This is a genomic window from Citrobacter freundii complex sp. CFNIH9 (genome assembly GCF_002903305.1).
GTDB classification, from domain to species: Bacteria; Pseudomonadota; Gammaproteobacteria; order Enterobacterales; family Enterobacteriaceae; genus Citrobacter; species Citrobacter portucalensis.
Genome location: NZ_CP026238.1, coordinates 3,861,211 through 3,884,930 on the forward strand (window position 1 = coordinate 3,861,211; position 23,720 = coordinate 3,884,930).

The following is a 23,720-nucleotide window of genomic DNA, read 5'->3' on the forward strand; positions in this document are numbered from 1 at the left end:
TAATACAGTGCTAAATGAGGCTTTAAATTTCATCCCCGTAAGCGCCAAAAACGGAAGTTGGTATTTTTTGCCAAATTGAAAGATGCTTACTGATATGCCAGCTAAACCCGTGCCTATCCAGATTCAGTTATCGTTTCTGAAATCAGGTTGTTAGACAGTAAAATGGGTCGAAGGATGACCCGTTTTTACTTATTCGAAAATCGGCTCGCCATCACCGGGAAAAAACCATTCGCAGACTTTACCGTGTAACCTAATGCGCTTAATACCGGGCTGATTTCTGGACGATGAGCAGTGCACACTACCACTCTGAATCCGAAAGCCAGAACTACAGACTGGTTCGGGACCGGGACGCACCGCTGTTCTCTTGATATGGAGCTTTCGACTACCTTCCATAGCCACCGATTTGCTCCATAGCGATCAGTCAGTCCGCAATGAACCCACGGTGGCGCCATTTCGCCCGTACGAAATCCTTGAAGTTGTAGCCCTGTCCGAGATTGAGTCCATCGGCGTGATCGCAGACGATGATCTGTGGCATCACGCCCGTCTCACGCGCCGTATCATCACAGAAATGCGCCATCTGCGTGAACATGTTCGACACCGCATCGATGTCATCATGCAGTTCTATACCTTGGGTGTCCTCGGCCCGCAAATTCTCGGCTTCGAACTCCTCGCCCTCATCCTTGGAAGGGAAGTACACCTGAGTTGGTTGATCCAGAAATAGGATGGGGGGGATTGCACATTTGTCCCCCCAAGCAGCGAACTGGTAATGTAGCGCCATAAACAGGGTGAGGTGTGAGTACACCCAGTTGGCACCACTGCCCATAGAGCGGAGAAACACTTTCTTGTGCGCCTCTTTCTCGTGCCACAGGTCAAACGTATTAATATCAAATCGCAGGGAGCCCTTCCTGTAGGTCTCCTCGAAATGGAACCGCTGACCGATCTCCTTCATTTTTTTGTTGATATCCCGAGATAACCGATCCAGCTCGATATCAACGTCATACTTATCCAGAAGCTCCTGATACTTCTTGACCTGCTCTGCCCAATACGCCTTAATCTTCTTGAGGTCAGATGGCGGATTCTCGATGAACTCATCGATAGCGATCTCAAGTAACAGCTTGGCCTTTTTCGGCGCATCTTCGAGCGAGCTTGCTTCTGCAACCCGCCTATCATGCTCTTCGAAAGGTTTGAGCGAGGTTTGAACGCTCTTCAGCTTCAGCCGAATTTCCTTGATCTCCTTTCTCAGATCACGACTCTCCTGCCCCAAGCTCTCTCGGGCGTAGGAGGAAAGCCTCAACTCGGTATTGAGCCACTCAATCGCCTGAGTGAGTTTGTTCGCCTGATCTTCGGGAATGTCGGAGTGCGACTCACAAACGGGGCAGAACGTGTGATCAAAGCTCGTGGAACGAGGGACTGTCAGTGACGCATACGAGGTACCGATCCCCTTGACCTGCTCGACAGACCGTTCCAGCAGGTTCAGCCGGCCAATGGCTGAGCGTAGTTCGGCCACAAGCTTGGCTTTCTGGTCACGCAAGGAGTTGAGGGTTTTCTCGTAGTCGTCGGCTAGACCATCCACAAAAACTGGGGTCGCGAGCATAAGCCTGAGCGCTTCCTTTGGCTTGAGGAAAATTTCATCTGCCGTCATGTCGAAGAGGGGCTTTCCTGCAAGAGCTTGGTACTGATCCAGCAGTCTGTTGAATTTCGCGATGGCCATCTCTCGCGCTTTGTCGTCTTTCGGTATTTTCAGCTCAACACGCCGAAGCTCATAGGACGCCTCGGTCAGATCTTTATACACATCAAAGTAATCTTCCTTCACGATCCCCATGAGAATCTTGAAGTGGTCGATCGCCTGGTCTCGTTTAACCTTCTCATCGAAACGGTAGAAAATCGCATGCTTATTCGCGACCAGATTCTGGTGCTGCAGCATAAATGACGGGAAGCTTCGCACGGACGGCGTCGCACCTTTGGCCCCCGTGACCTGCTTATACATTGGGTCTGTATCAATGTTCTCCATCGTGATACCGAAGAACTTGCCCAGGCTCTTCAAGAACTGATCTTTGTGAATATAGTGTCGTTCATCGAAGAAGTATTCGACGTGTCCCATGAGCTCAAGAATGTTGTCCGCCTCTGTCCCAGTGACTTCACGCAAGAAGCAGCGTTTGGAAGCTGCTGTACGCCCTATTACCAAAGTCAGCGTAGGGAATTGCAGGACGGTGAAAAATGTCTTGCCACGCTCGGTCAGCTTGCCATCAGGGATAGTGTCTTCGCTGCTGCCCAGGCAATAGTCGAAGATCTCCAAGATAGCACTCTTACCTGTCGAAGACTTCCCGGTAATGATGTTCAGACCCCGAGTAAACTCCACAGCATGAATCCGGTCGTCTTTGTCAACGACGCCGATAAACCTTACATAGCAGTTCATAGCGATTTCAACCCCAAAGACCTGTAAACAGAAACAACATTTTCACCGTTAAACACAACAGCGAGCTTTCGTGCGTACTTGATGAGCTGGGCATTAGCATTTTCTTCCCTGATCTTACCTTGGGGTTCCACCGACATGTCGTCATTGACCTTGATGCTTTTCTCGGAGGTAAGGATGAGCAGGGAAGCATGGGTGATTGGCTTGTATTCCTCGATCCTGGCCTCCAAGCCAAGAACACGGCTTGGCTCCTGCATCAGCGTGCGCAATGAGCTGTTTTTCTTGGCATAGTTCAAGAACTTATGCATGGGCTTGTATGTCACTAGCGGCAGCACTAGGTAGCTAAGAAGGATGTCCTTCTCTGTCGGATCCCAGTGGTCATAGAACGAGTGGATGATGGGCGCGAGAGCAAATGGCGTCCGGCGCAAGGTATAGATGTAGTCGGCAGCGTTCAGGTTCACGGCCATAGTCTCCAGTAAAACGTTTTGTCTTCGTCATCGGTTTTCACATCAGCCAGCATGTGGTAGATGCCGTTTCGAAAGTCCGCCGTCGTATCTTCAAAGGTGTTTAACTGCACCACGGTTTCGGCGTGCTGCTTGTAGAAGAACTTCAGCGATTGGCGCCGCAACTGGATGGGACAGGTCTCATCCATGCAATCAACCATCGCACTCAGGCGTCCATCCAGATGACGATCAAGGTGGTTTTTCTGGTAGCGCTTGACGTCAAATTCAGAGGCCAAGTTGTCGCTATACAGCTCATCAATGACCTCACCCGCAATGAGCAATTGCAGGGCGGCCTGCTTGATCCGTGCTTCACCACCGATCTCTCGAATTTTCTGGACGAAAGGCCGGTCAGCAATTTCATCAAGATCAATCTTCTGCTTCAGAGCGTCGGTATCGACCTCCGGAAAGATGCTCGAATGTTTCATGTAGAGCTTGGTCAGATCAACAAACTTGGCGGTGAACTCCTCGCAGGTGATCTCCCAGCCAGTATTGATGTACCGCGAGCTCCCAATAAAGCCCAGGATGTCATCCATGAAGGTCTGCTGCTTCGACTCCCGTATGACCCTGAGTTTGTCCACCTTATAGGCATGGAGTCGCTCGTTGAGCGAAGGTGAGCCGGTGATGAATACCGCGCGCTCCAGCACCTCCAGCAAATCGTCTCTGATTGCCAGATCCATGACCGACCGCTGCAACTGCAGGGTTTCCGATGGCTCCGTCGCCTTGGAGGCGGCAAAGCGCTGCTCAGCACCGTCGTAGATCGCAAGCAGTAAAGCGAGCTTTTCGCCAGCGGTGGAGCCGTTCCAGTCGGTCAAGGTGGACTTGGGTGAGTACTCCTGGTTCGTCAAGAGTATCAGGCTTTCGTAGGCCTTATGGTCAAACGCTTTATTCAACCAATTATTCAAGGTGTTCCAGATGTTCTGGTGGCCATCTCTCAAGGTATCGGCATACAGCTTGACCTCCACCTGAGCCACATCCTCCAAGGTTACATCGCCGTACACCTCGACCCAGAGGCGTTTCCCCTTCTCCAGCTTATGGCAGTACTCAAGCGCAACAACTAACTGATACATAAGGGCTTCGAAAAGCTTCGAAGCATCAAACGGCAATTTCTCTGACAATTTATCCATAAACATTCCATGACCGACTTCAGAGGCAAGAGCGACCATTACACTGAATGCACTCTAGCGTGATGATCCATATTCCTGGAAACGCCGACTGAGACTTTGCCACCAACTTGATCAGTCTCAAATACTATATAAAAAGACAGTAACTGCGACGGTTTTAGACCCCAATATAACTGATAAATAACCAATTAACTCAATTGACGCCACCAAATAGTAGCACTGCAAACCAAGTGTTCGCAAAGGGCTTTCATTTACTAGGGGATAGCTTCTAAAAACTATCAAAGGGATAACGCTTACTGCTCATGTGAACCTCTCTTTAAGCCATTTTAAATGACTCTGAGGTGTCTGTTAAACCCGTGGCGATTCAACCGCCGATATGACTGTGAACGGATTTCCAAGGAGAGTAACTCAGGTGACCGAGCGAGAGATGTGACCACTCGCCTACTACAGTATATCTAGTGTGATCATTGTCTCTGTCAACGATAAAAAATCCGCCAACCTACGATGACTGTGGCTATGCACTTGGCCGGATGATACCGGTGCTACATCAATATGACGATGTCGAGCTCATGCCATATCGATCCGATCCCGAGCTTATCACTCGGGTGTTTTTCTTGATCAGATATTGCTACTATGATCGGCATAGAACAGTCTGGATTGATTACCTTCTAAGGGTCTATTATTCGGCGCAGTTACTTGGAAAGTACAGCACATTGCAACTAGTAATTTTATAACATCTATGTGCGAGGGATGAATATGCAAGGTTTAAATTATCTATCGGAAGTGGAAAAACTAAAACTATTTAAAAACATTCGAATCGGAATGAGCTCTGAGGAAGAGTTTGATGTTTTCCTTACTTCTATTGGGAATGATAAAAATAAAGATGAAATAAAAAGGCGAATTAACGGTTTATTTTTAGAGGACGAATTCGCTTTATTGTGCTTTTTTATGGAAGTATGTACAAGTTTAGCGTCTTTAGGCCAATCACCAGTAAATAACACTGGCATTAAGGTACCGGATTATCTGGCCAGTTTTAACATGCCCAAGGGTAAGGAATTAAAATGTTTTATTGAGGTAAAGACAAGCAATGCTTTAGAAACCAAAAAAATCTCAGGATCTTTTTTAAATAAGTACAGTGAGTTCTGTCACAGATTTCGATACCCTTTATTTATTGCATCACGCATACATCAAAACAATCTTCTTTTCTGGATATTGCAAAGTGAGAGTGAGTTTATAGATTCTGGGCGAAAAGTAGAGGTGTGTAATTTAACTAATAATAGTGGGTGTATTCTCTTAGATGATTGGTTTATTTGCGCAATTAGTGCCTTAAAAGTGACAATTCATTTTAGCGAGTATCCTTTAGTATCTCAGGCCAGATATGAGGACAAGGGGTATTTACATCGAATTACCGTATCACAGGAGTATGGTGGAAAGATTTACGAGTTTAATCTTGATGAGAAAGAATTTGTTTTAAATGCCTTCCTTGATGAGTTTCAGTCTAATGATGTTTATTATAAAGAAAAAAACATATTAGTAAGAGAAATACCTGAGCACTCTGGTGATCTATTGAGCAGCTTATTACTAAGGATGAATATGAGAGTAATTGATTCAGCCAGCCCCGACGACAGATTGAATGCAAGTAGAATGTTGGTAAAAATAGAATCAGGCTACAGTTCTTACATAAACAAAAGTTATTTGAAAAACATAATTAATATATTAAATAAAAAATCAAACCTAAGCGGCGCCGGGACTATTTTTGCACCACTGGGACTTGGTAGTGACCAAGAGAGAAAAAAGAAAATGGGCGAACTACTTAGGCTTTGTAAATGAGAATGTTATTTACTTACATGCATAAAGTATAGGTTCTCTACCCTGCGCCTTTAGGGACTTTTTTTCCTTATCATTGCGTTAAAAGATGCATTAATTACTGTATCATTTCTAGGGAAGGTGCGAATAAGCGGGGAAATTCTTCTCGGCTGACTCAGTCATTTCATTTCTTCATGTTTGAGCCGATTTTTTCTCCCGTAAATGCCTTGAATCAGCCTATTTAGACCGTTTCTTCGCCATTTAAGGCGTTATCCCCAGTTTTTAGTGAGATCTCTCCCACTGACGTATCATTTGGTCCGCCCGAAACAGGTTGGCCAGCGTGAATAACATCGCCAGTTGGTTATCGTTTTTCAGCAACCCCTTGTATCTGGCTTTCACGAAGCCGAACTGTCGCTTGATGATGCGAAATGGGTGCTCCACCTTGGCCCGGATGCTGGCTTTCATGTATTCGATGTTGATGGCCGTTTTGTTCTTGCGTGGATGCTGTTTCAAGGTTCTTACCTTGCCGGGGCGCTCGGCGATCAGCCAGTCCACATCCACCTCGGCCAGCTCCTCGCGCTGTGGCGCCCCTTGGTAGCCGGCATCGGCTGAGACAAATTGCTCCTCTCCATGCAGCAGATTACCCAGCTGATTGAGGTCATGCTCGTTAGCCGCGGTGGTGACCAGGCTGTGGGTCAGGCCACTCTTGGCATCGACACCAATGTGGGCCTTCATGCCAAAGTGCCACTGATTGCCTTTCTTGGTCTGATGCATCTCCGGATCGCGTTGCTGCTCTTTGTTCTTGGTCGAGCTGGGTGCCTCAATGATGGTGGCATCGACCAAGGTGCCTTGAGTCATCATGACGCCTGCTTCGGCCAGCCAGCGATTGATGGTCTTGAACAATTGGCGGGCCAGTTGATGCTGCTCCAGCAGGTGGCGGAAATTCATGATGGTGGTGCGGTCCGGCAAGGCGCTATCCAGGGATAACCGGGCAAACAGACGCATGGAGGCGATTTCGTACAGAGCATCTTCCATCGCGCCATCGCTCAGGTTGTACCAATGCTGCATGCAGTGAATGCGTAGCATGGTTTCCAGCGGATAAGGTCGCCGGCCATTACCAGCCTTGGGGTAAAACGGCTCGATGACTTCCACCATGTTTTGCCATGGCAGAATCTGCTCCATGCGGGACAAGAAAATCTCTTTTCTGGTCTGACGGCGCTTACTGCTGAATTCACTGTCGGCGAAGGTAAGTTGATGACTCATGATGAACCCTGTTCCATGGCTCCAGATGACAAACATGATCTCATATCAGGGACTTGTTCGCACCTTCCCTCCAGCAGTCGATTTTACAGCTCGTTCCATAAATACGTCGGCATGCCGCCACAGCAGTATCGCAAATTGAGTCAACAACGCCGACATCATTCACCTTATGCCGAGGGGTAATTTATTCAACAAACGTTCTCTTACCTTACTACTAAAATATAAGTACCAGAATAGCAGGTCAAAAAAGATAATCTGCAGCAGTTAATAAAATAGGGTTCAGCCATGAGCTCTGGCAACTATGTTGCTCAGACATGAGTGACCTGTAGCAGGTATTTATTTGACGTGTTCAACCATTAATGATTGGGATGGAATTATGGAATTAAATAACTGCACCGCCAACAACAGAAAGCCATTATCTTTCTTTTGGTCAGTTTTACCCATGGTAGTCATGCTGGGCGGGATTAGCATCGGATATTTTATCTTCAATATTCGTGCTGAACCCATGATCCTGATGGGAACGGCAGCCGCCTCGTTTATCGCCATCGCTCACGGCTACACGTGGGATGACATTCTACAATCTATTTGCAATAAAATATCTGAAGCGCTGCCGGTCATATTAATCGTCGCCAGTATCGGTTTCTTAATTGGCGCATGGATGGTGTCAGGCACTATTCCAATGATGATTTATTATGGTTTGAAGTGGATTAACCCGCAGTATTTCTATATTTCGGCATTTATGCTGGGGGCACTAATCTCAGTATGCACTGGTACCTCCTGGGGTTCTATCGGGACCGTTGGTATTGCCATGATTGGCGTAGCGATTGGTCTGAATGTCTCGCTGCCCATTGCCGCTGGCGCCATTGTTTCAGGCTGCTGGTTTGGTGATAAGCTCTCACCGGTTTCTGATTCAACCAACATGGCTGCACTGGCTGCCGGGGTAAACCTGTACTCGCATATCGGCCACCTGCTGTGGACTACCGGCCCGGGTTTTATTATTTGCTGCGTCGTTTACAGCTATATGGGCATGGGCATTGATGCCTCGTCCAGCGCGCCAGAAAACATTACCAACTTGATGAATTCTATTGGTCAGATTTATCACTTTAATATTCTGCTGCTACTCCCGCCGATCATCGTTTTATATGGCTCACTGTCAAAAAGGCCGCCCATTCCGATGCTCTTTTTATCTACGATAGTCTCAATGATTTTGGCGTTAGTCTTTCAGCAATTTACGGCATCCTCTGTCGGCGAATCCGTGGTCAGTGGCTTTAAGCTCGCAATGCTTACCGGAGATAATCTGCCGACACTGTCTTCCGATGTTTCCCGCTTACTGGAGCGAGGCGGCGCTATTTCAATGTTTAGCAGCTTCGTTACCGTTTTCAGCGCCTTCAGCTTTGCCGGGGCAATGAGTGCGACAGGCTCTCTGCACACCGTGATAAACGCGCTGACAAAAGGCGTTAAATCCACATTCCGCCTGGTGGCTACCACGATTGTGACGACATTTACCATCTGTGCCTGCACGGCAAATGGGACCTTACCGTTGCTGCTGTGCGGTGATGCCTTTAAAGAGGAGTACAAAAAACGAGGTCTTGCGGCAAAAAACCTCTCGCGAACCACTGAAGATGCCGGAACCGTTGTCGAACCGATTATCCCCTGGTCTGCCTCAGGCGTTTATTGCGCCACTATGCTAGGCGTTGCCACGCTTGATTACTTGCCCTGGGCAATCCTCTGTTACAGCGGTGTCATCTTTGCCCTACTGTGGGCGGCAACCGGTATTGGCATTGCTAAATATGAGCCCAATGAGGCCACTGAGAATATGGTTGAGCAAAAATCATAAACGACTAAATAGCTAAATATTAGCTATCACCAGGGTAAATTAAATATATCCATTAGATATACATAAACATTCTTCGCTTTTGCGTTGCTTACACTATTTTCAGAGACTTTCCAGGAGTCAACAATGTCTTTGTTTGATGATATTGTCACAAGGGATGTTAATTGTCGTAAATACGGGCAATTACAACAGATGTACGGTACCACCGATGTATTACCGCTGTGGATTGCAGATATGGATTTTGCGACACCAGAGCCAATCATGAGCACGCTGCGTTCGGTGGTGTCGCAGCCTGTGCAAGGCTATAACCTGGATTATCCACAATGGAAAGAATCTGTTATTCATTGGTATGCACAACAGTATGATGCCGATATCAAGGCACACTGGTTACATTTTATTCCCGGTGTTATAAAAACTATCGTACTCTCTTTAATGGCGCTTACCCGTCCAGGCGATAATATTTTAACCTGTACGCCAATCTATGATCCCTATCCTAATCTGGTAAACACCAGCGGTAGGAATTTGATTCAGACGCGCCTCATTGAGAAAAACGGGCACTATGAATTTGACTGGCATGATTTCAGCGAGAAACTCAAGCAGTGCAAAATGTTTTTGTTCCCTTCACCGCATAATCCAGGTGGAATGGTGTGGTCGCGGGAAACGTTGGAAAAAATAAGCCACTATTGCCAGCAGGCTAACGTCATCATTCTGTCTGATGAAGTTCATAGTGATTTAACCCTGCCAGGAAAGCGCCATTTGCCATTTTTTACTGTTGATGAAGCGCCAGATAGTCGGTCAATCGTGCTTACTTCCATCAGCAAGACCTTCAATACGGCGGCGATCCAGGGCGGAATCGCCATTATTAAGAATGATGAATTACGCCATCAGTTCTACCACTTTCTGGATAACTGCTACCTTGCCGAGACGCATTCATTGCAGCAGGCGGCCATTTATAGCGCTTTTACCCATTGCGCCGACTGGCACCAGAAATTATTGGCCTATCTGGCCGACAATGTAGCGTTTGTAAAAAGTGAAATCGAAAAGCACTGTCCTTTGATCTCAATAGTGTATGGCGGCGCATCGTATCTTCTGTTTCTGAACGCGGAAAAAATGGGTTTCAACGATGAACAGCTAAGCGCTTTTTTTGTGCATGACGCCAGGCTTGGCCTGTCACCTGGGGCGCAATACGGTCCCGGTGGAGAGGGGCACATGAGACTCAACGTTGGCTGCCCGCGCCCGGTACTGGTAGACGCGATGAACAGGCTAAAAGCGGCATACCAGAAATGGCAGAACGCATAGCGTATATCACACGATTTGCCCTGCCACGGTGGGGCAAAATTATCCAAAGATGTTGCTGAACTGCTATAAAGTCTTTCCCTTCTGTCGGCTGGTGTTAAACTGGAAAGTGTGATCTTCATCATAACCTGCTTAAACAGAGACAAGAGACACTGCTATGCAACATATCATCGAGGGCTTCCTCAACTTCCAAAAAGAGATTTTCCCTCAACGCAAGGAACTCTTCCGCAGCCTGGCATCCAGCCAGAATCCTAAGGCACTTTTCATCTCCTGTTCCGATAGCCGCCTGGTACCAGAACTCGTTACTCAGCAAGATCCAGGACAGCTTTTCGTTATCCGCAACGCCGGTAATATCGTACCGTCATTTGGTCCGGAACCGGGTGGTGTATCCGCAACCATCGAATACGCGGTTGTCGCACTTGGCGTAACGGATATCGTCATCTGCGGTCACTCTAATTGTGGCGCAATGAAAGCCATTGCCGATAGCCAGCCCCTGGATCCAATGCCCGCTGTCGCTCACTGGCTGCACTATGCCGATGCCGCGAAAGCCGTGGTCGATAAAAAAACCTGGGATAACCCAATCGATAAAGTTAACGCCATGGTGGAAGAAAACGTTATCGCACAGCTTAACAACATTAAAACGCATCCTTGTGTCGCGGTTGGGCTGCGCAATAATGCGCTTCGTCTGCACGGTTGGGTGTATGACATCGAAAGCGGTGAAATCCGTACCCTGGATAAAAACAGCAAAACCTACGTTTCCCTTGCAGATAACCCGCAGGTGCATTTCGAGTAATTCCCCCCACTGGAGCAAGGATGCTCTGGACATCTCCTCTCCCTATTTCTGTTAGTGGACAAAACAAGGGCTTGCGACTAGTTTTAAAGTAGCCACTGGTGTTCCACGCCGGTTTTCGCACATTTATACAACATTGCGACAGGCTCATTCACTGAGTCGCAAACAGCTGTTCATACATGGTGCAGGCGATAAAAAGGAGCAGGTGCAGATGCAAACAAAAATAAAAAGAATAATGGATAAGTTATTTTATCATGAGTCGTGGGACATCATGCTTATTAAGGATAATGGTACACACTTATTCCCCGACAACACTCTGGAGATATTAAGCAAATCCACTGCGCAGCAGTTAAAAAAGAAATATACATTTCAGGCCGATCCTTTTCTGATTGAAAAAGACGATAAACTGTATGTTTTCTATGAAGCTCTTAGCTTTCGCAACTCAAAAGGCACGCTACGATGTCGCGTTCTTGACCGCGAACTGGTTGAACTTGAAGATATTAGGCTTGAAGGCTTTGACGACTTAAAGTGTCATTTGTCATTCCCTTATCTGATACATATCAACGATCAACTGTTCATGATCCCCGAGTCTTCAGAAAGAAAAGAGGTTATACTGTTTCAGTCAATTGAGTTCCCTGCACGCTGGAAGCAAGTTAAAGTTTTAATCTCTGATACCAAATTAACCGACAACGTATTTATCTCAATTAATGAAACCTGTTATCTGTTGTCCACAACGATGGATAACGAAATAATTATTCATTCCGCAGATCATATTTATGGACAATGGCAGCGGATTACCCCCTCATTGAAGGTGAGCAATCCTCATCATCGAGGCGCAGGAGCCTCCTATCAGGTCGAAAATAAAATGTACTTCCTTACACAGGAGTGCACACCTGAAACTTATGGAAAATCAATCTATATCAAAGAATTAGTGACACTGAACGACGCTAATTTTGCTGAAACTCTGATCGAACAAATCAATTCGTCGATCAACCACAGTGACGGCGTCCACACGCTGAACTTCTCAAATAACTATATTGTTTATGATACAAAAATAAACAAATTCAGCTTTTTATCTATACTTAAAAAAATATCTTATAAATGCATGGTGAGGTATCGCAACTATTACCTTACCAAACGTAACCAATAACGCGTTCTCTATGGTACTGGCGTGAATCAATCCCCGTTTATCTGGAGTCTGTATGGCAATTCTTGTCACTGGTGGTGCAGGTTATATTGGTTCACATACTGTGTTAACGCTACTGGAAAGAGGCGATGATGTCGTAGTCATCGATAATCTGGCGAACGCCAGCAGAATTTCGCTGGACAGGGTCGCGGAACTCACCGGAAGAGAGCCCATTGTCTATATCGCCGATGTTCTCGACAGGCAGGCATTAAAAAACATTTTCGCCGACCATAACATCACCGATGTCATTCATTTTGCGGGACTCAAATCGGTTTCAGAGTCGATAAAAGAGCCCCTCGCCTACTATGAAAACAACGTCACCGGTACGCTGGTTTTACTGGATGAGATGCTGGCCGCTGGCGTTAATCGTTTCATTTTTAGCTCATCTGCGACGGTATATGGTAATCCAGAAAGCGTACCGCTGAGCGAGCAATCACCTACGGGCGGCACCACTAATCCGTACGGCACCTCTAAGTTGATGGTCGAACAAATTCTGGCCGATTTCTCACGTGCACAACCCGATTTTCGCATTACCTGCCTGCGCTATTTCAACCCGGTTGGCGCCCATCCATCGGGTCGGATTGGTGAAGATCCTAACGGTATCCCTAATAACCTAGTTCCGTATATCTCCCAGGTCGCGATTGGTAAGCTGGAAACCGTGTCTGTGTACGGTAATGATTATCCAACCCCTGATGGTACCGGTGTGCGTGATTATATTCACGTCATGGATCTGGCGACCGGTCATTTAGCCGCGCTGGATTGCCAGAACAAAGGCGCGGCTTACAAAGTGATTAATCTCGGTACCGGTGTCGGTTATTCCGTAATTAATCTGATTGAGGCGTTTGAAAAAGCAGCGCAGACAAAAATTAACTATCAGTTTGTCGCCAGAAGACCCGGAGATATTGCCGAATGTTGGTCTGACCCATCGCTGGCATACAAAGAGCTAGGTTGGAAGGCCATCTATAACCTTGATGAAATGATGCGTGACACCTGGAACTGGCAAAAAAATAACCCGAATGGGTATCAAATTTAATGTTCTCAGCAGCGAGCCTGACCGTCAGGCTCGCTGCTGTGTCTGACTAGCGTACCGTTATTGTTGACACCCGGTACCAGCCGCTGCTCTGTTTCCCTTCATTGGCAAAGTTAATTCTCGCCGCACCCGACTTATCCAGCATCGCAACCTCAATCGCGTATTGCCCTTTCGCCAGTCGGCCTGGCATAGATAACGCATAACTGACCTGATACTTACCGGGGAGCCAGCGGCGAATATCCTCCGCGGAATTCCCCTGTGCCACCACCTTATTGGCGCTGTCTACGACCCGGAATGCCAGTATGTAAGGCAGATAAATCGGTGCTATACCCTCATTGTACCAGGTACTGTTCAATATCAGCGTTTTCCCGCTGTCCCACACGGACTCATGACTCAGGGACGCAAGGCGAAATCGATAGCCCAATTTGGTCAGCGCATCGTCGACAATCGGTCGATAGTCGCTGGGTATCGTTCTCGATTTCAGGTTAATGGTACTGGCGTGCTGCTTGACCGCCCAGTCAAAAATCCCCTGCACTTCAGCACGTGTATAATGAAAGGTGTTCTTCCAGTCCTGCATATACGAGCAGATCTCCAGACTCACCGGCGCACGTTTCCAGGCATCGTTGAACCCTGAATAACTCTGCTGCGCAGCCAGCAATCGCTGCGGGTAATCATCAGCCATATGGTTCCAGGTGTCCGAAAATACGCGCAGGTCCCCCCAACAGTCCGCACGCCACCCTGCCCCACGAGCCACCGCATTCGCCAGACTTTGTCCGCTGCTTATCAACATGATTTTTGGCGTCACCGGAAAAGCAGAAAAGTGCATCGCGACGTAGCGATCCAGTTGCGCCGTGGTGTATCGCTCCAGTAATGGCTTCAGGTTCGGGAAGTTGCTGTTATGCCATTCTCCCCACGATCCCACCATGCCAATATCAACAAACGCGAGATTCTCATTACCATCGTAGCGCTTACCAAATGCGTTCAACAGACGCTGGCTGTATTGAATAAACAGAGGATCGTCTAAATCCGGGGCAAATGTCTTTTTATCCGGCGTCCAGGTTCCTTTCACACCTTTTTTAATCAGCCAGTCAGGAATTTGCGAACCGCTTTCCGGCTCTGCCAGCGCCATAAATCGTAGCCCGACATTCATCGCAGGACGATGTGCCGCCGCGTATTTGAAGGCATCATCCACCAACGCAAAATTGTACTGGCCTTCGACTGGCTCCAGATCCCGCCAGTAAAAACGCTCGTATTCAAATCCGGTATTGGGATAGTCCGCCAGCCCCAGCGTTTCACCATATCCCTGATGAAAACTTGCCACGCCAATCCCCGGATTGGTTAACGGGCCCGTCAATGCTTTGGGGGTAACGGTCGTCAATGCGGCCATAACCGTCAGCGGGAAAAACATGCTCAACAACGCACAAACCCATTTACGCTTCATCGCAATGACGTCCTCCACCAATTTGTTAACGCTAGCGGTCTTTCAGGCTTAACCACCAGTCCCAGATACCTACGTGAAAATTTTGGAACACATCAATACCTAACGCGGATTTGATCATATACAGCGTCAGCAATATGCAGCAGGTGACGAATAGCACGGCAATCAGCAGCAAAAAAGTGAGCAACATTCTCGACAGGGTTGATTCCTGGCGATGCTGGCGGCGTAAATCTCTGCCAAACAAAAAAACCAGATAATAACGCTTACTGAAAAAAGGAAAGCTTCTGCGAATATCGATCTGATGCCGCGAAGTCAGGGTTGTAGCAAGGAGCGCTTTTTCCACCCCTTCTTTTTGTTCAGGGGTCAATTCCTCCGCTATCCGCTCATCAAGGTGAGCGTAAAACCGTTCGATGGCAGGAGGACGATTTTGAGGACTGGTCAAAATTAACCTATATCTTTATCAATGGAGTGGTAGACGTTAACCGTCTTTTTGGCGATTTCATGCCAATTGTAGTTTTGCAAATATACACCATAGTCCACGCTATTTGCTGTTGCCCCTTGGCCTAATTTTTCAGCCAGACCGGTTACATCTCCCACCTTAAAATAGGCCTCGGCGGGCAGTTGAACTTCAAGGTTAGCCGGAATATCACTGACGATGGCCGGAAGAGAAAATGACATTGCCTCCAGCAGCGCAATGGGCAATCCTTCATGGTATGAGGGCATCACAAACAATTTAGCCTGCGAAAACACCGCCTGAAGTTCGTCACCACGTAAAAAACCAGTCATCACAACACCTGGCGTGTCGGCGGCAAGCTTTTTGAGGCGCACGCTGTATTCGGTCGGATGATCCGCATCGCCAATTAACACTAACGGCATGGTCAAACCACTGTGTTGATAAGCGGCGATGGCATCATGCATCCCTTTTTCTTCCACAAACCGCCCAACCACCACGAGGTAGTTTTTCGGCTGCAGTCCAAAGCGGGAGAGCGTATTGTCGATGGTGAGCTGTGATAATAACCGCGGCTCGTTCACGCCATTGTGAATTAAATGCGCATCATAGCGACCGTGTTTTTTCTGGATCAGTTGATTAATAACGTCAGAAATCACAATCACTTCGTTGGCATATCTCACCGCCCAACGCTCACCCAGCAACAATATTTTTTTGGCTACAAATCCCCATTTCTGGCGATCGTAATCGGGCCCATGGTGGGTAAAAACCACCTTCTTACCCATCACGCGTAAGAGTGGGATCACAAGGCCAGGGCCGATAGCATGGACATGCACAATATCTGAATGGTCGATACGTGTCCTAAACGCCGCTATAACGGAATGGACAATCGCTTCCAGCGAGCGCTTTTTGGGTGCCCACAGCGCGTAGGTTTCGACTTTTTTATATACCGATCGTTTGTAATTTACATATGGCGAGCGAGCAATCACGCAAATATCCACGTCGAACTGCTGCTTAATGGCAGGATATAGATTCTGACAGTGTGTCTCCACACCGCCCAATACATCGGGAATACCACGTGTTCCAAAAACCGTTATTTTTTTACTCATACTATGGCCTGCTCAGCAGTTCTTTATACAGCGCCTGTAGGGTATCCATATGTTTACTCAGCGCATATTTTTCACTCAACCGCGCACGACCAAGTAAGCCCATGACCCGCGCTTTCTCTGGCGAGTCGGCCAGGGCATCCATCGCATTGGCTAACTCCTGCGCATTGCCCGGTTCGAATAAAATCCCTTCGATACCGTCACGAATTTGTTCCGGTATACCGCCGATGCGCGACCCGATAACCGGCTTGCCTAAGGACATCGCTTCTAATATCGCCATAGAACAGTTTTCATAGCATTCTGAAGGCAGGATCACCGCTCGCGCATGCTTAATAAGGTTGTCGAGGGCTTCCCCTTGTTGCACATAACCTAAAAACTCAACATCAGGGTATTTGGCGGCTAATTCATCATGCAACGGACCGTGCCCCACAACTTTCAGCGGCGCTTTGTTCTGCATTTTTTTATGCGCTGCCAACAACGTTGCCACGCCCTTTTCACGGCTCAGACGGCCAAAGTACAGCATATAGCCCTCATCGCTCACTTCAGCCAGGGGACGGCTGTCATCAACGCCATTGACGATGACATCAATGCGCGAATTTGGCAGCGTGCGCAGCAAGACACCGCGTAAAAAAACGCTTGGTGAAACAATCACATCCAGTGCCTGATAGTTTTGTGCAATGTACTGCCAGGTTGCCTCCAGGGAGAGCAGTAAACTTTTTGAGGCTGAACCTTCCTGACAACGATATCTGAAGGCATTGAAAACCGTTCCGGTAATACAGGAATCACACACCTTGCCGTCGCGCAGCATGGAATACGCGGGGCACACAATCTTATAGTCATGCGCAGTCAGCACCGTTTTGCAGCCAAAATTGCGCGCAACTTTAATCAACGCTGGTGTTAACTGATGGTAGATGTTGTGAAAATGGACGATATCCGGGCGCTCTTTTTCTAATAGCGCCAGCATTTTTTTGCAGGCCTGCGAATTATGAATAAAGTTAACCGCCGTTTTGATACCACCCAGCAGATTGCTCGCTTTGTGGTAGTCCACATTACTGACGAAATAATCCGCATAGTCCGAGGGGAAATTATTCTCATGCTGCATAGAGAAATCAATAACCTGCACTCCGGCCTGTTTCAGCATATCGCGCTCTTGAAAATAAACTGTTTCTGCGCCGCCTTTGATGAAAAAAAACTTGTTAACCAATAATACTTTCATGGCGCCTGCCCCGGTTATTCATGAATGATTTTACTGTTAGGCGGAGTCAGCGGATCGCGTACCGGATAAAAAATACCTTTGATCAGCCCCGCTGAGCGTACGATTAAATTAATAACGCTTTGCAGCCCATCTGTTAACGAGCGGTTTTGCACAATCTTCAACAAAGCAAACGCCAGTAATGGTAGAAGCGCAACGGCAAACACATTGATATTTAAACTGAGCAGCGCCACAAATAAGAGAATAAGGTAAAGCGCAAATACCGCCTCATTCTTCACGATGTTGAATGACTGGGAAAACCAGGGCTTCCCCCAACTACAACGCAAAAGCTCACCCGGTGCCTGGTAATAACCGCTGGTCCAGCGCCGCGCCAGCATCTTAAACGTCGGCAGCGTATGTGATGTATGGCTGAAGTAAGGAATATCCAGACGCCGCAGTTTATAGCCTGCTTCGATTAAACGCAGGCCCAGTTCAGCCTCTTCATACGCGTGCAAATTACGGTTAGTCAGATAACCAATTTTTTCAATTGCCGACCGACGATACAGCCCACCGCCACCCAGATGATCGCTATCCCCGAGTGGATAGATTTTATTAATGCGTTGCTTACGCGATTTAAATTCATAGTTTACGGCATCATCCATTTCAACGGTTCCCGCAACGCCTGCATATTCTGGTTCGGCCTGCAAAAACGCGACGGCCTGATCCACAAAGCCCTCCTCCAGCTCCATGTCGCCGTCCATCAACAACAGATATTCCCCTTCACTATACAGATAACCTAACTGGTGCCCGACGCCACAGCAGCGATCGCCAGGGTCAGTTAAGGACACTACGGTCACCCCTTTATCGATCGCAAGCTGTTGGGTGTTATCCGTTGACAGACTATCTGCCACAATAATTTTGTGTGGATAATCAATAAGCTGCTTACGGATACTGTCAATCGTCTTCTCAATACATTTAGATTCATTGAGTGTTTTAATACTCACTGAAATAAACGGTTTTTGGTCCATACAATTACCCTACGCAGCGAAGGACGGTTCGACGAATCACTAAACTTGATCCTAGTGATAAATAGAACAGGAATTGTAACATCGGTGTAATCATCAGTATCTGGCTATAAGGTAAGCTAATTAAGCAACCAATCGCAAAAGCGTTAAACGCCGGTGCAAAGCTCAACAACTGAAGATCCTGCTGGTCCAGTTGCTCAAGCATCAGTAATGGCTTTGGCTGACAAACTTTCAGGATATAAATGAATAAGCTAATAAAGAGTAACGTGCCGATCACCCCAACTTCCCACAGCAGCATACTCAGGGAAGTCGAGTCGAGAATTAAGTTGTAGATAATATTCAAAAAGCCCGGCGACACCGTACTACCACTGTTAGTGGCATTGAGTCCGTAGCCAAATAACGTTCCTGAAAGCCCCCACAGATCGTTATTTTTCAACCAGAACAGGAACGTCGTAAAGCGCCCTAACTCACCGGTAGACATAATGTAGTTCGGATCAAAGATATAGCTTAAGGAGTCGATAAAAATACTTAACGAGCTTTTCGATGGATCGCCACCGAACGCTGTAGAATAATAGTATGCGAGGATCACAATCGACAGGCTAATAAGCAACAGCATTCCCGCCACAATAACCAATAACGTCTTCAGATTGACCTTACTAACGTCTTTGACGTAGCTCGGTGAAAGCCACACCCACGCCAGGAATATAGGCGATAGCAGGATGACAAACTTCACTTCACCAATGATGCATAACCCGATACCGAGAACAATATGCAGCGCCATGGACTTGAACGTGGTGAGCCCATGCTTATATTCGGAGACTTTTAACAACATAATTAACAGGCAAAACAAACCCATTGCGGCAGTATTCCCGCCTCCCATGGGGTCACCGCCAAACGTGCCAACCACGGAGTCCCATTTCTCATCTTCGCCGCGCACCGCAACACGCTGGGGAACAACCAGTAAAACCTGATAAATCATTACCGGAATCTGCGCGTAAAACACCCAATACAGATAGCGCGTTGCGCGGTAAATCTGTGATTCCCTGCAAAAGCCCAGCAGCAAACAGATCATCACCAGCGACAGCGCAATTTCGTTTTTAAATGCCACAATCGCGACTGTGATCCCGCCCTGAATCAGCGTCGATGCTCCAGCCAGCACCAGAAACGAAAAGTACAACGCCAGGACAATCGTCTCCTGGGCATCCAGATGTAAGGAGCCATCACGCGTCTGCATCACCAATAATCCCACCATCAACAGGGTCAGGAAAAAAGGTATCCACAGCACTGACTGCATGCCGGTAAAGTATTGCACCAGGCCACACAGGATCAGCGTGACAAAGGTATAAACCTGTAAATAGTATCCGGTATTCAGCGTCATAGTATCACCGGCTTGTCTTTCAGGAGATTGGCCCGCTTATTCATTTTCAGATAAATGAAGGCGTAGCGAATAAATGTCAGTGAAGAAAACAAGATGACCGACGTTGCATAATCTTTATAAAAATAGGGCGTCACAACAAAAGCGAAGAGTACAATCGCCAGCTGTTCCAGTTGGATACGCAGAAAATAGCGATGGGAACCAAAAATAAGCTCTATCACCGTCAGAGGGCTTATCGCCAGCGCCGGGAATAAATAGGGCAACATGTAGCGTGACGTCTCAATGGAGTTTATCCAGTCTTCGCTAAAGCCGAGGCGCATCACAATCGGATAGAAAATAAAAACCCCAAGGGTACAGATAACCCCTAGTACCAGCAATAGCATACGTACCCTGGTATACTCCTGATAGTTGAAGGTATTATTTCTGAAGTCGATAGACCATTTAGAAAAAATAGTATTGCGCACCGCATTCCCGATGATCACCACCGGCGCCAGGCAAAAGCGGCTAACCACGGAAAAATAACCCGCCGTCAGCGCCGAGAACCAAAAGTTAATCAGCATAATAGGCAAATTGCTGCTGGCCATCGCCAGCACTTCCGCGCTGCCCACTTTGGTAATGTGATGAATATTCTGTTTGAAAAAATGCCAATTACTGGCGGGTCGCAGATGTCTGGCCGCCACCGAACGAATATCAAACGAATGCAAAATACAGCTTATGGTCAGCACCATCGTCGCGCAGGCCCACGACCAATAAAACAGCTGTACATGGTGCGTAACCAGAACCGAAAGTAATACCACCACAGAGACAGAAATACGCTGGAAGATCAGAAAACGAAAGTTAGCCGTGCGTAGTGACAGGTTTTCCGAGATTAAAACCCACGCCGTTGCCAGCGTCAGTAAATAGAGGAACAGAATGTTCTGGTGAAACAGCCACGCGGTCAGCACAGCGTACGGTAAGGCAATGATCGTGCTTTGGATCAGGCAAAACACAACATTCTGCACCAGTTCGTCATCCTGCTGTTTAGGAATTAACAGCTGTGATGCAAAGGTACACACCTGAGCGCCCACCACGGCGATGCTGTAGTTGAGCGCATAAAGCCCCACTTCAGCCATATCGTACTTGTGTGAAATCAACCAAATAGACAGTGCACCAATCAACTGCGAGATGACTGATGAACCGGCTATTGTGGAAGCGCTCTTCAGTAGACTCATACGCGGCCTGGCGTTGCCATCAGTTGATCGGTACTGAAGTTCAGTGAACGCAGACCCTCTTGTGTCTCAAGATCCTTTTCTTCAACTGCATTGAGCACCGCACCAATCACCACGCCGTTATTTTCCTCGATCTTATCCAGCGCGTTGGCTATTTGTCCCGCGGACCCCGCCCCGGCTTTCACAATGAAAACAACGCCATCGACGGCACGTTTGATCAGTTGAACATCCTGGCTCTGGTTCACGGCAGCAACATCAATAATGATGCGCTGATAATGCGATTTCAACTCGCGCATTAAGAGTTCAACATGCTCCGACGACAGCATCAGTAAAGATGAGATGGTGTTCTTGCCGTGTGGAATAAAGTCGAGGTTATCACTGAGTTTGATCCTCGCCTGTTCAAGCTCTGTCTCCCCGCGCAGCAGTTCCGCTAAGCCTGCGGATGTAGCTGACGCCAGCTCGGATGTGAGCCCACCAGTGTTAAAGAAATCTGCATCAATAAGCAGTGTTTTCTGGTCGAAACTAAAAGAGTTCGCTAACAGATTCGCCAACAAAGAACGCCCATCGCCGTGCTCCGTCGACGCCACGGCGAGCGTCTGTAAAGGTCGATTATCCAGCATAATCCGGGTACGGATACCGTGCACAATATCGGCATTAAGCGGGTTCTTCATGATCATGTCCCGCACCTGTGCGCGCCCTGAGGTTCCGCTAAAACGACGAATTTCACCCAGCGGAACAACATTGAGCCGTTTTTTCATGCGACTGAGGGTACCGATTGAGTTATCCATTGCCGCTTTGACAATGAAATACATGATGCTGAACACCACTACCAGCATGACCACCATCAGCAACAATAAAGATTTATTCGGTTTCGCCGGTTTTAACGCGGGTACCGCAGGGTCGTATAACACCGCATCGGCATTCACGCCGGACAGCGACAACTCCTGAGTACGTTGATAAAGCGATTTATACAGGTCTTCCATTTTATCTAACGACAGCTTTTGACTGTTCCAGGCATCCCGTTTTGACGCCATTTTCTGGAAGATCTCTTTCTGCTCAATCACTTGCTGTTGATAGTTTTTTTCGTCCGCCAGCGCCGCCAGATATTGCTGACGTAAACCGACTTTCAGCTCGCCCAATACCCGCCCGGTCTGGCTTTGGATCGACTGAACATCGGCTTCTGCTTTTAAAATAGCGGGATTTTTTGGCCCATAGACTTTACGCTGTTCGGACAACGTTCGTTGCGCCTGAATCAACGCGATGCGCAAATCCTGGATCTGAGCGTGGTTAGAGACCGAAGGCAGCGAGATAACGCTCTCAAGGGACTTACCTCCCCCGTTCACCTCGTTATAGACGGATTCAGCGGCAACCCGACGCTGGGTCGCATCGGCCAGGCGATTAGTTACGATACTTAACTGCTCGGTTTCAAAACCATCGATACCGCGGAAGGTCAGCAGCCCGGCATTTTTCAGATAGCTGTCCATCTCGTCTTTTTGCTTAGCTATCGACTTCTGAATCTCTTCCATTTTTTCAAAATTCAGTTCGCGAGCTTTCTCCACCTTCAGACGTTTCTGCTCCACCGTATAGTTGATGAAAGCCTGCGCGACGCCGTTGGCAATATCAGCCGCTACCTGAGGCGAAGTTGATTCATAGGTAATGGAAGCCAGGTTCGTCGTGCGAATACCGATGACATTCAGGTTTTTCGATAACGTTTTCAGCGCTTGCTCCATTCTCAGTTGCCGACTTTCATTGCTATCAGCCCCCTGAGCACCGGCTTTTTCCCCGGTAAACTCCGGGTTTTCATCCAGCTTCATATCACGTACGGCTTGCTCCAGCACAATACGTGAATGCATCAACGCATATTGTGTTTCGTAGTAACCACTGCGTGTTGAATCGAAACCATCAACCTGTGGAAACGGAGAAACGTTATCAGCCTGCGCCTTAATCAGCACCGTCGCCGTTGAAACATACTTTGAGGACATCATGCTGATTAACGGATACGCGACGACCCCGGCAACGATACCGGCCAGCGCGATTTTCCAGGCGTTCTTTTTCAGCTCTTTGGCAAAGCGGGAGAATTCGACACTGCTTTCTCGTTTTTTGCCGTTTTCCACTATTGATAGTTTCATCGTCAGAAGAACCCCATGCCAATAATCACGACATCCCCAGGATGAACAGAGTGCGTTAAATCGACATTCTCAAGCAGCTGATTGCTCCCTGACAGGCGAATGTTGATATCTTTTCGGTCAGCACGATCTGTAAATCCACCCGCCTGCGCAATAGATTTCTCGACGGTAAGCCCTGGCTCATAAGCGAAGCCATTTGGACTTTTTACCTCACCTGAAACATAGTATTTGCGGAACTCGGCAATACTCACCGTCACCATTGGAGATGTAAAATAATCTCCGGTCAGGCGTTGAGTTAATTCTTTAGTCACTTGATCAACGGTTTTATCTTGTAATTTAAGAGCACCAACAAACGGGAAATTAATTTCCCCGCTCTTATCCAAAATAAACCGCATCGTCATATCGGGTTGACCATGAACAGCGATATTGACCGTATCCCCCGCCCCAAGTCGGTAATCCTGTTGAACTGTAGCAGGATCGTCCATTAATCGCGGGCTGGACGCTGTGCATCCGACCAACAGGATACTGAATAGCAAAACCGCGCACAGTTCTATTATTTTCAT

The 23,720-nt window shown here is 47.6% G+C and carries 19 protein-coding genes and 1 pseudogene; 7 read left to right on the forward strand and 13 right to left on the reverse strand.

Annotated features, from left to right (window positions below; all coding sequences use genetic code 11):
• Positions 1 to 421 precede the first annotated feature (421 nt).
• From C2U43_RS19645 to C2U43_RS19655, 3 genes are read right to left on the reverse strand one after another with little or no spacing between them, the layout of a single operon-like run.
• A complete protein-coding gene (locus C2U43_RS19645; RefSeq protein ID WP_033811202.1) occupies positions 422 to 2,416 on the reverse strand; it encodes a DUF3732 domain-containing protein in 1,995 nt (664 codons plus the stop codon).
• Positions 2,413 to 2,880 (reverse strand): three component ABC system middle component, encoded by a 468-nt coding sequence (locus tag C2U43_RS19650; protein WP_033811203.1) that lies wholly within the window; start codon positions 2,878 to 2,880, stop codon positions 2,413 to 2,415. Before C2U43_RS19650 ends, C2U43_RS19645 begins: the two co-directional genes overlap by 4 nt.
• Positions 2,871 to 4,040 carry a hypothetical protein gene (locus C2U43_RS19655; RefSeq protein ID WP_033811223.1) on the reverse strand — a complete coding sequence of 390 codons (1,170 nt, stop codon included), beginning with the start codon at positions 4,038 to 4,040 and terminating at the stop codon, positions 2,871 to 2,873. The genes C2U43_RS19650 and C2U43_RS19655 overlap by 10 nt, the downstream gene beginning before the upstream one ends.
• A 753-nt stretch (positions 4,041 to 4,793) precedes the next feature.
• Here C2U43_RS19655 and C2U43_RS19660 point away from each other — a divergent pair.
• Positions 4,794 to 5,867, forward strand: coding sequence for a hypothetical protein (locus C2U43_RS19660; protein WP_033811204.1), 1,074 nt, complete (start codon positions 4,794 to 4,796; stop codon positions 5,865 to 5,867).
• Between the two features lie 258 nt (positions 5,868 to 6,125).
• Here C2U43_RS19660 and C2U43_RS19665 read toward each other — a convergent pair whose 3' ends face one another.
• Positions 6,126 to 7,106 (reverse strand): IS5-like element IS5 family transposase, encoded by a 981-nt coding sequence (locus C2U43_RS19665; RefSeq protein ID WP_000019402.1) that lies wholly within the window; start codon positions 7,104 to 7,106, stop codon positions 6,126 to 6,128.
• Positions 7,107 to 7,172: 66 nt separating this feature from the next.
• Here C2U43_RS19665 and C2U43_RS19675 point away from each other — a divergent pair.
• The 6 genes and pseudogenes from C2U43_RS19675 to galE all read left to right on the forward strand — a co-directional run.
• Positions 7,173 to 7,286 (forward strand): annotated as a pseudogene (locus C2U43_RS19675) (transcriptional regulator MelR); the annotation flags it as partial.
• 193 nt (positions 7,287 to 7,479) lie between these two features.
• Positions 7,480 to 8,940 carry a Na+/H+ antiporter NhaC gene (gene nhaC, locus C2U43_RS19680; RefSeq protein WP_103285663.1) on the forward strand — a complete coding sequence of 487 codons (1,461 nt, stop codon included), beginning with the start codon at positions 7,480 to 7,482 and terminating at the stop codon, positions 8,938 to 8,940.
• 123 nt (positions 8,941 to 9,063) lie between these two features.
• Positions 9,064 to 10,236, forward strand: a complete 1,173-nt coding sequence (locus C2U43_RS19685) for a MalY/PatB family protein (protein WP_103285664.1) — start codon at positions 9,064 to 9,066, stop codon at positions 10,234 to 10,236.
• A gap of 154 nt (positions 10,237 to 10,390) precedes the next feature.
• Positions 10,391 to 11,026, forward strand: a complete 636-nt coding sequence (locus C2U43_RS19690) for a carbonic anhydrase (protein ID WP_003826059.1) — start codon at positions 10,391 to 10,393, stop codon at positions 11,024 to 11,026.
• A 208-nt stretch (positions 11,027 to 11,234) separates the two neighbouring features.
• Positions 11,235 to 12,173, forward strand: a complete 939-nt coding sequence (locus C2U43_RS19695) for a glucosamine inositolphosphorylceramide transferase family protein (protein ID WP_103285665.1) — start codon at positions 11,235 to 11,237, stop codon at positions 12,171 to 12,173.
• Positions 12,174 to 12,225: 52 nt separating this feature from the next.
• Positions 12,226 to 13,242 carry a UDP-glucose 4-epimerase GalE gene (gene galE, locus C2U43_RS19700; RefSeq protein WP_103285666.1) on the forward strand — a complete coding sequence of 339 codons (1,017 nt, stop codon included), beginning with the start codon at positions 12,226 to 12,228 and terminating at the stop codon, positions 13,240 to 13,242.
• 46 nt (positions 13,243 to 13,288) lie between these two features.
• On the opposite strand, the gene C2U43_RS19705 is transcribed toward galE, so the two are convergent.
• From C2U43_RS19705 to C2U43_RS19745, 9 genes are read right to left on the reverse strand one after another with little or no spacing between them, the layout of a single operon-like run.
• On the reverse strand, positions 13,289 to 14,680 hold the full coding sequence (locus C2U43_RS19705; RefSeq protein WP_103285667.1) for a DUF4832 domain-containing protein: 1,392 nt from the start codon (positions 14,678 to 14,680) through the stop codon (positions 13,289 to 13,291).
• 31 nt (positions 14,681 to 14,711) lie between these two features.
• A complete protein-coding gene (locus C2U43_RS19710) occupies positions 14,712 to 15,119 on the reverse strand; it encodes a hypothetical protein (RefSeq protein WP_003826052.1) in 408 nt (135 codons plus the stop codon).
• A gap of 2 nt (positions 15,120 to 15,121) precedes the next feature.
• A complete protein-coding gene (locus C2U43_RS19715) occupies positions 15,122 to 16,234 on the reverse strand; it encodes a glycosyltransferase family 4 protein (protein ID WP_079934240.1) in 1,113 nt (370 codons plus the stop codon).
• A gap of 1 nt (position 16,235) precedes the next feature.
• Positions 16,236 to 17,447 (reverse strand): glycosyltransferase family 4 protein, encoded by a 1,212-nt coding sequence (locus C2U43_RS19720; RefSeq protein ID WP_103285668.1) that lies wholly within the window; start codon positions 17,445 to 17,447, stop codon positions 16,236 to 16,238.
• Positions 17,448 to 17,461: 14 nt separating this feature from the next.
• Positions 17,462 to 18,451 (reverse strand): glycosyltransferase, encoded by a 990-nt coding sequence (locus tag C2U43_RS19725; RefSeq protein ID WP_103285669.1) that lies wholly within the window; start codon positions 18,449 to 18,451, stop codon positions 17,462 to 17,464.
• 4 nt (positions 18,452 to 18,455) lie between these two features.
• Positions 18,456 to 19,826, reverse strand: coding sequence for a hypothetical protein (locus C2U43_RS19730; protein ID WP_048215715.1), 1,371 nt, complete (start codon positions 19,824 to 19,826; stop codon positions 18,456 to 18,458).
• Entirely contained in the window at positions 19,823 to 21,034 is a 1,212-nt protein-coding gene (locus C2U43_RS19735) for a lipopolysaccharide biosynthesis protein (RefSeq protein WP_103285670.1), read from the reverse strand. Before C2U43_RS19735 ends, C2U43_RS19730 begins: the two co-directional genes overlap by 4 nt.
• Positions 21,031 to 23,160 (reverse strand): GumC family protein, encoded by a 2,130-nt coding sequence (locus C2U43_RS19740; RefSeq protein WP_103285671.1) that lies wholly within the window; start codon positions 23,158 to 23,160, stop codon positions 21,031 to 21,033. The genes C2U43_RS19735 and C2U43_RS19740 overlap by 4 nt, the downstream gene beginning before the upstream one ends.
• Before the next feature lie 2 nt (positions 23,161 to 23,162).
• Positions 23,163 to 23,720, reverse strand: a complete 558-nt coding sequence (locus C2U43_RS19745; RefSeq protein WP_003826038.1) for a polysaccharide biosynthesis/export family protein — start codon at positions 23,718 to 23,720, stop codon at positions 23,163 to 23,165.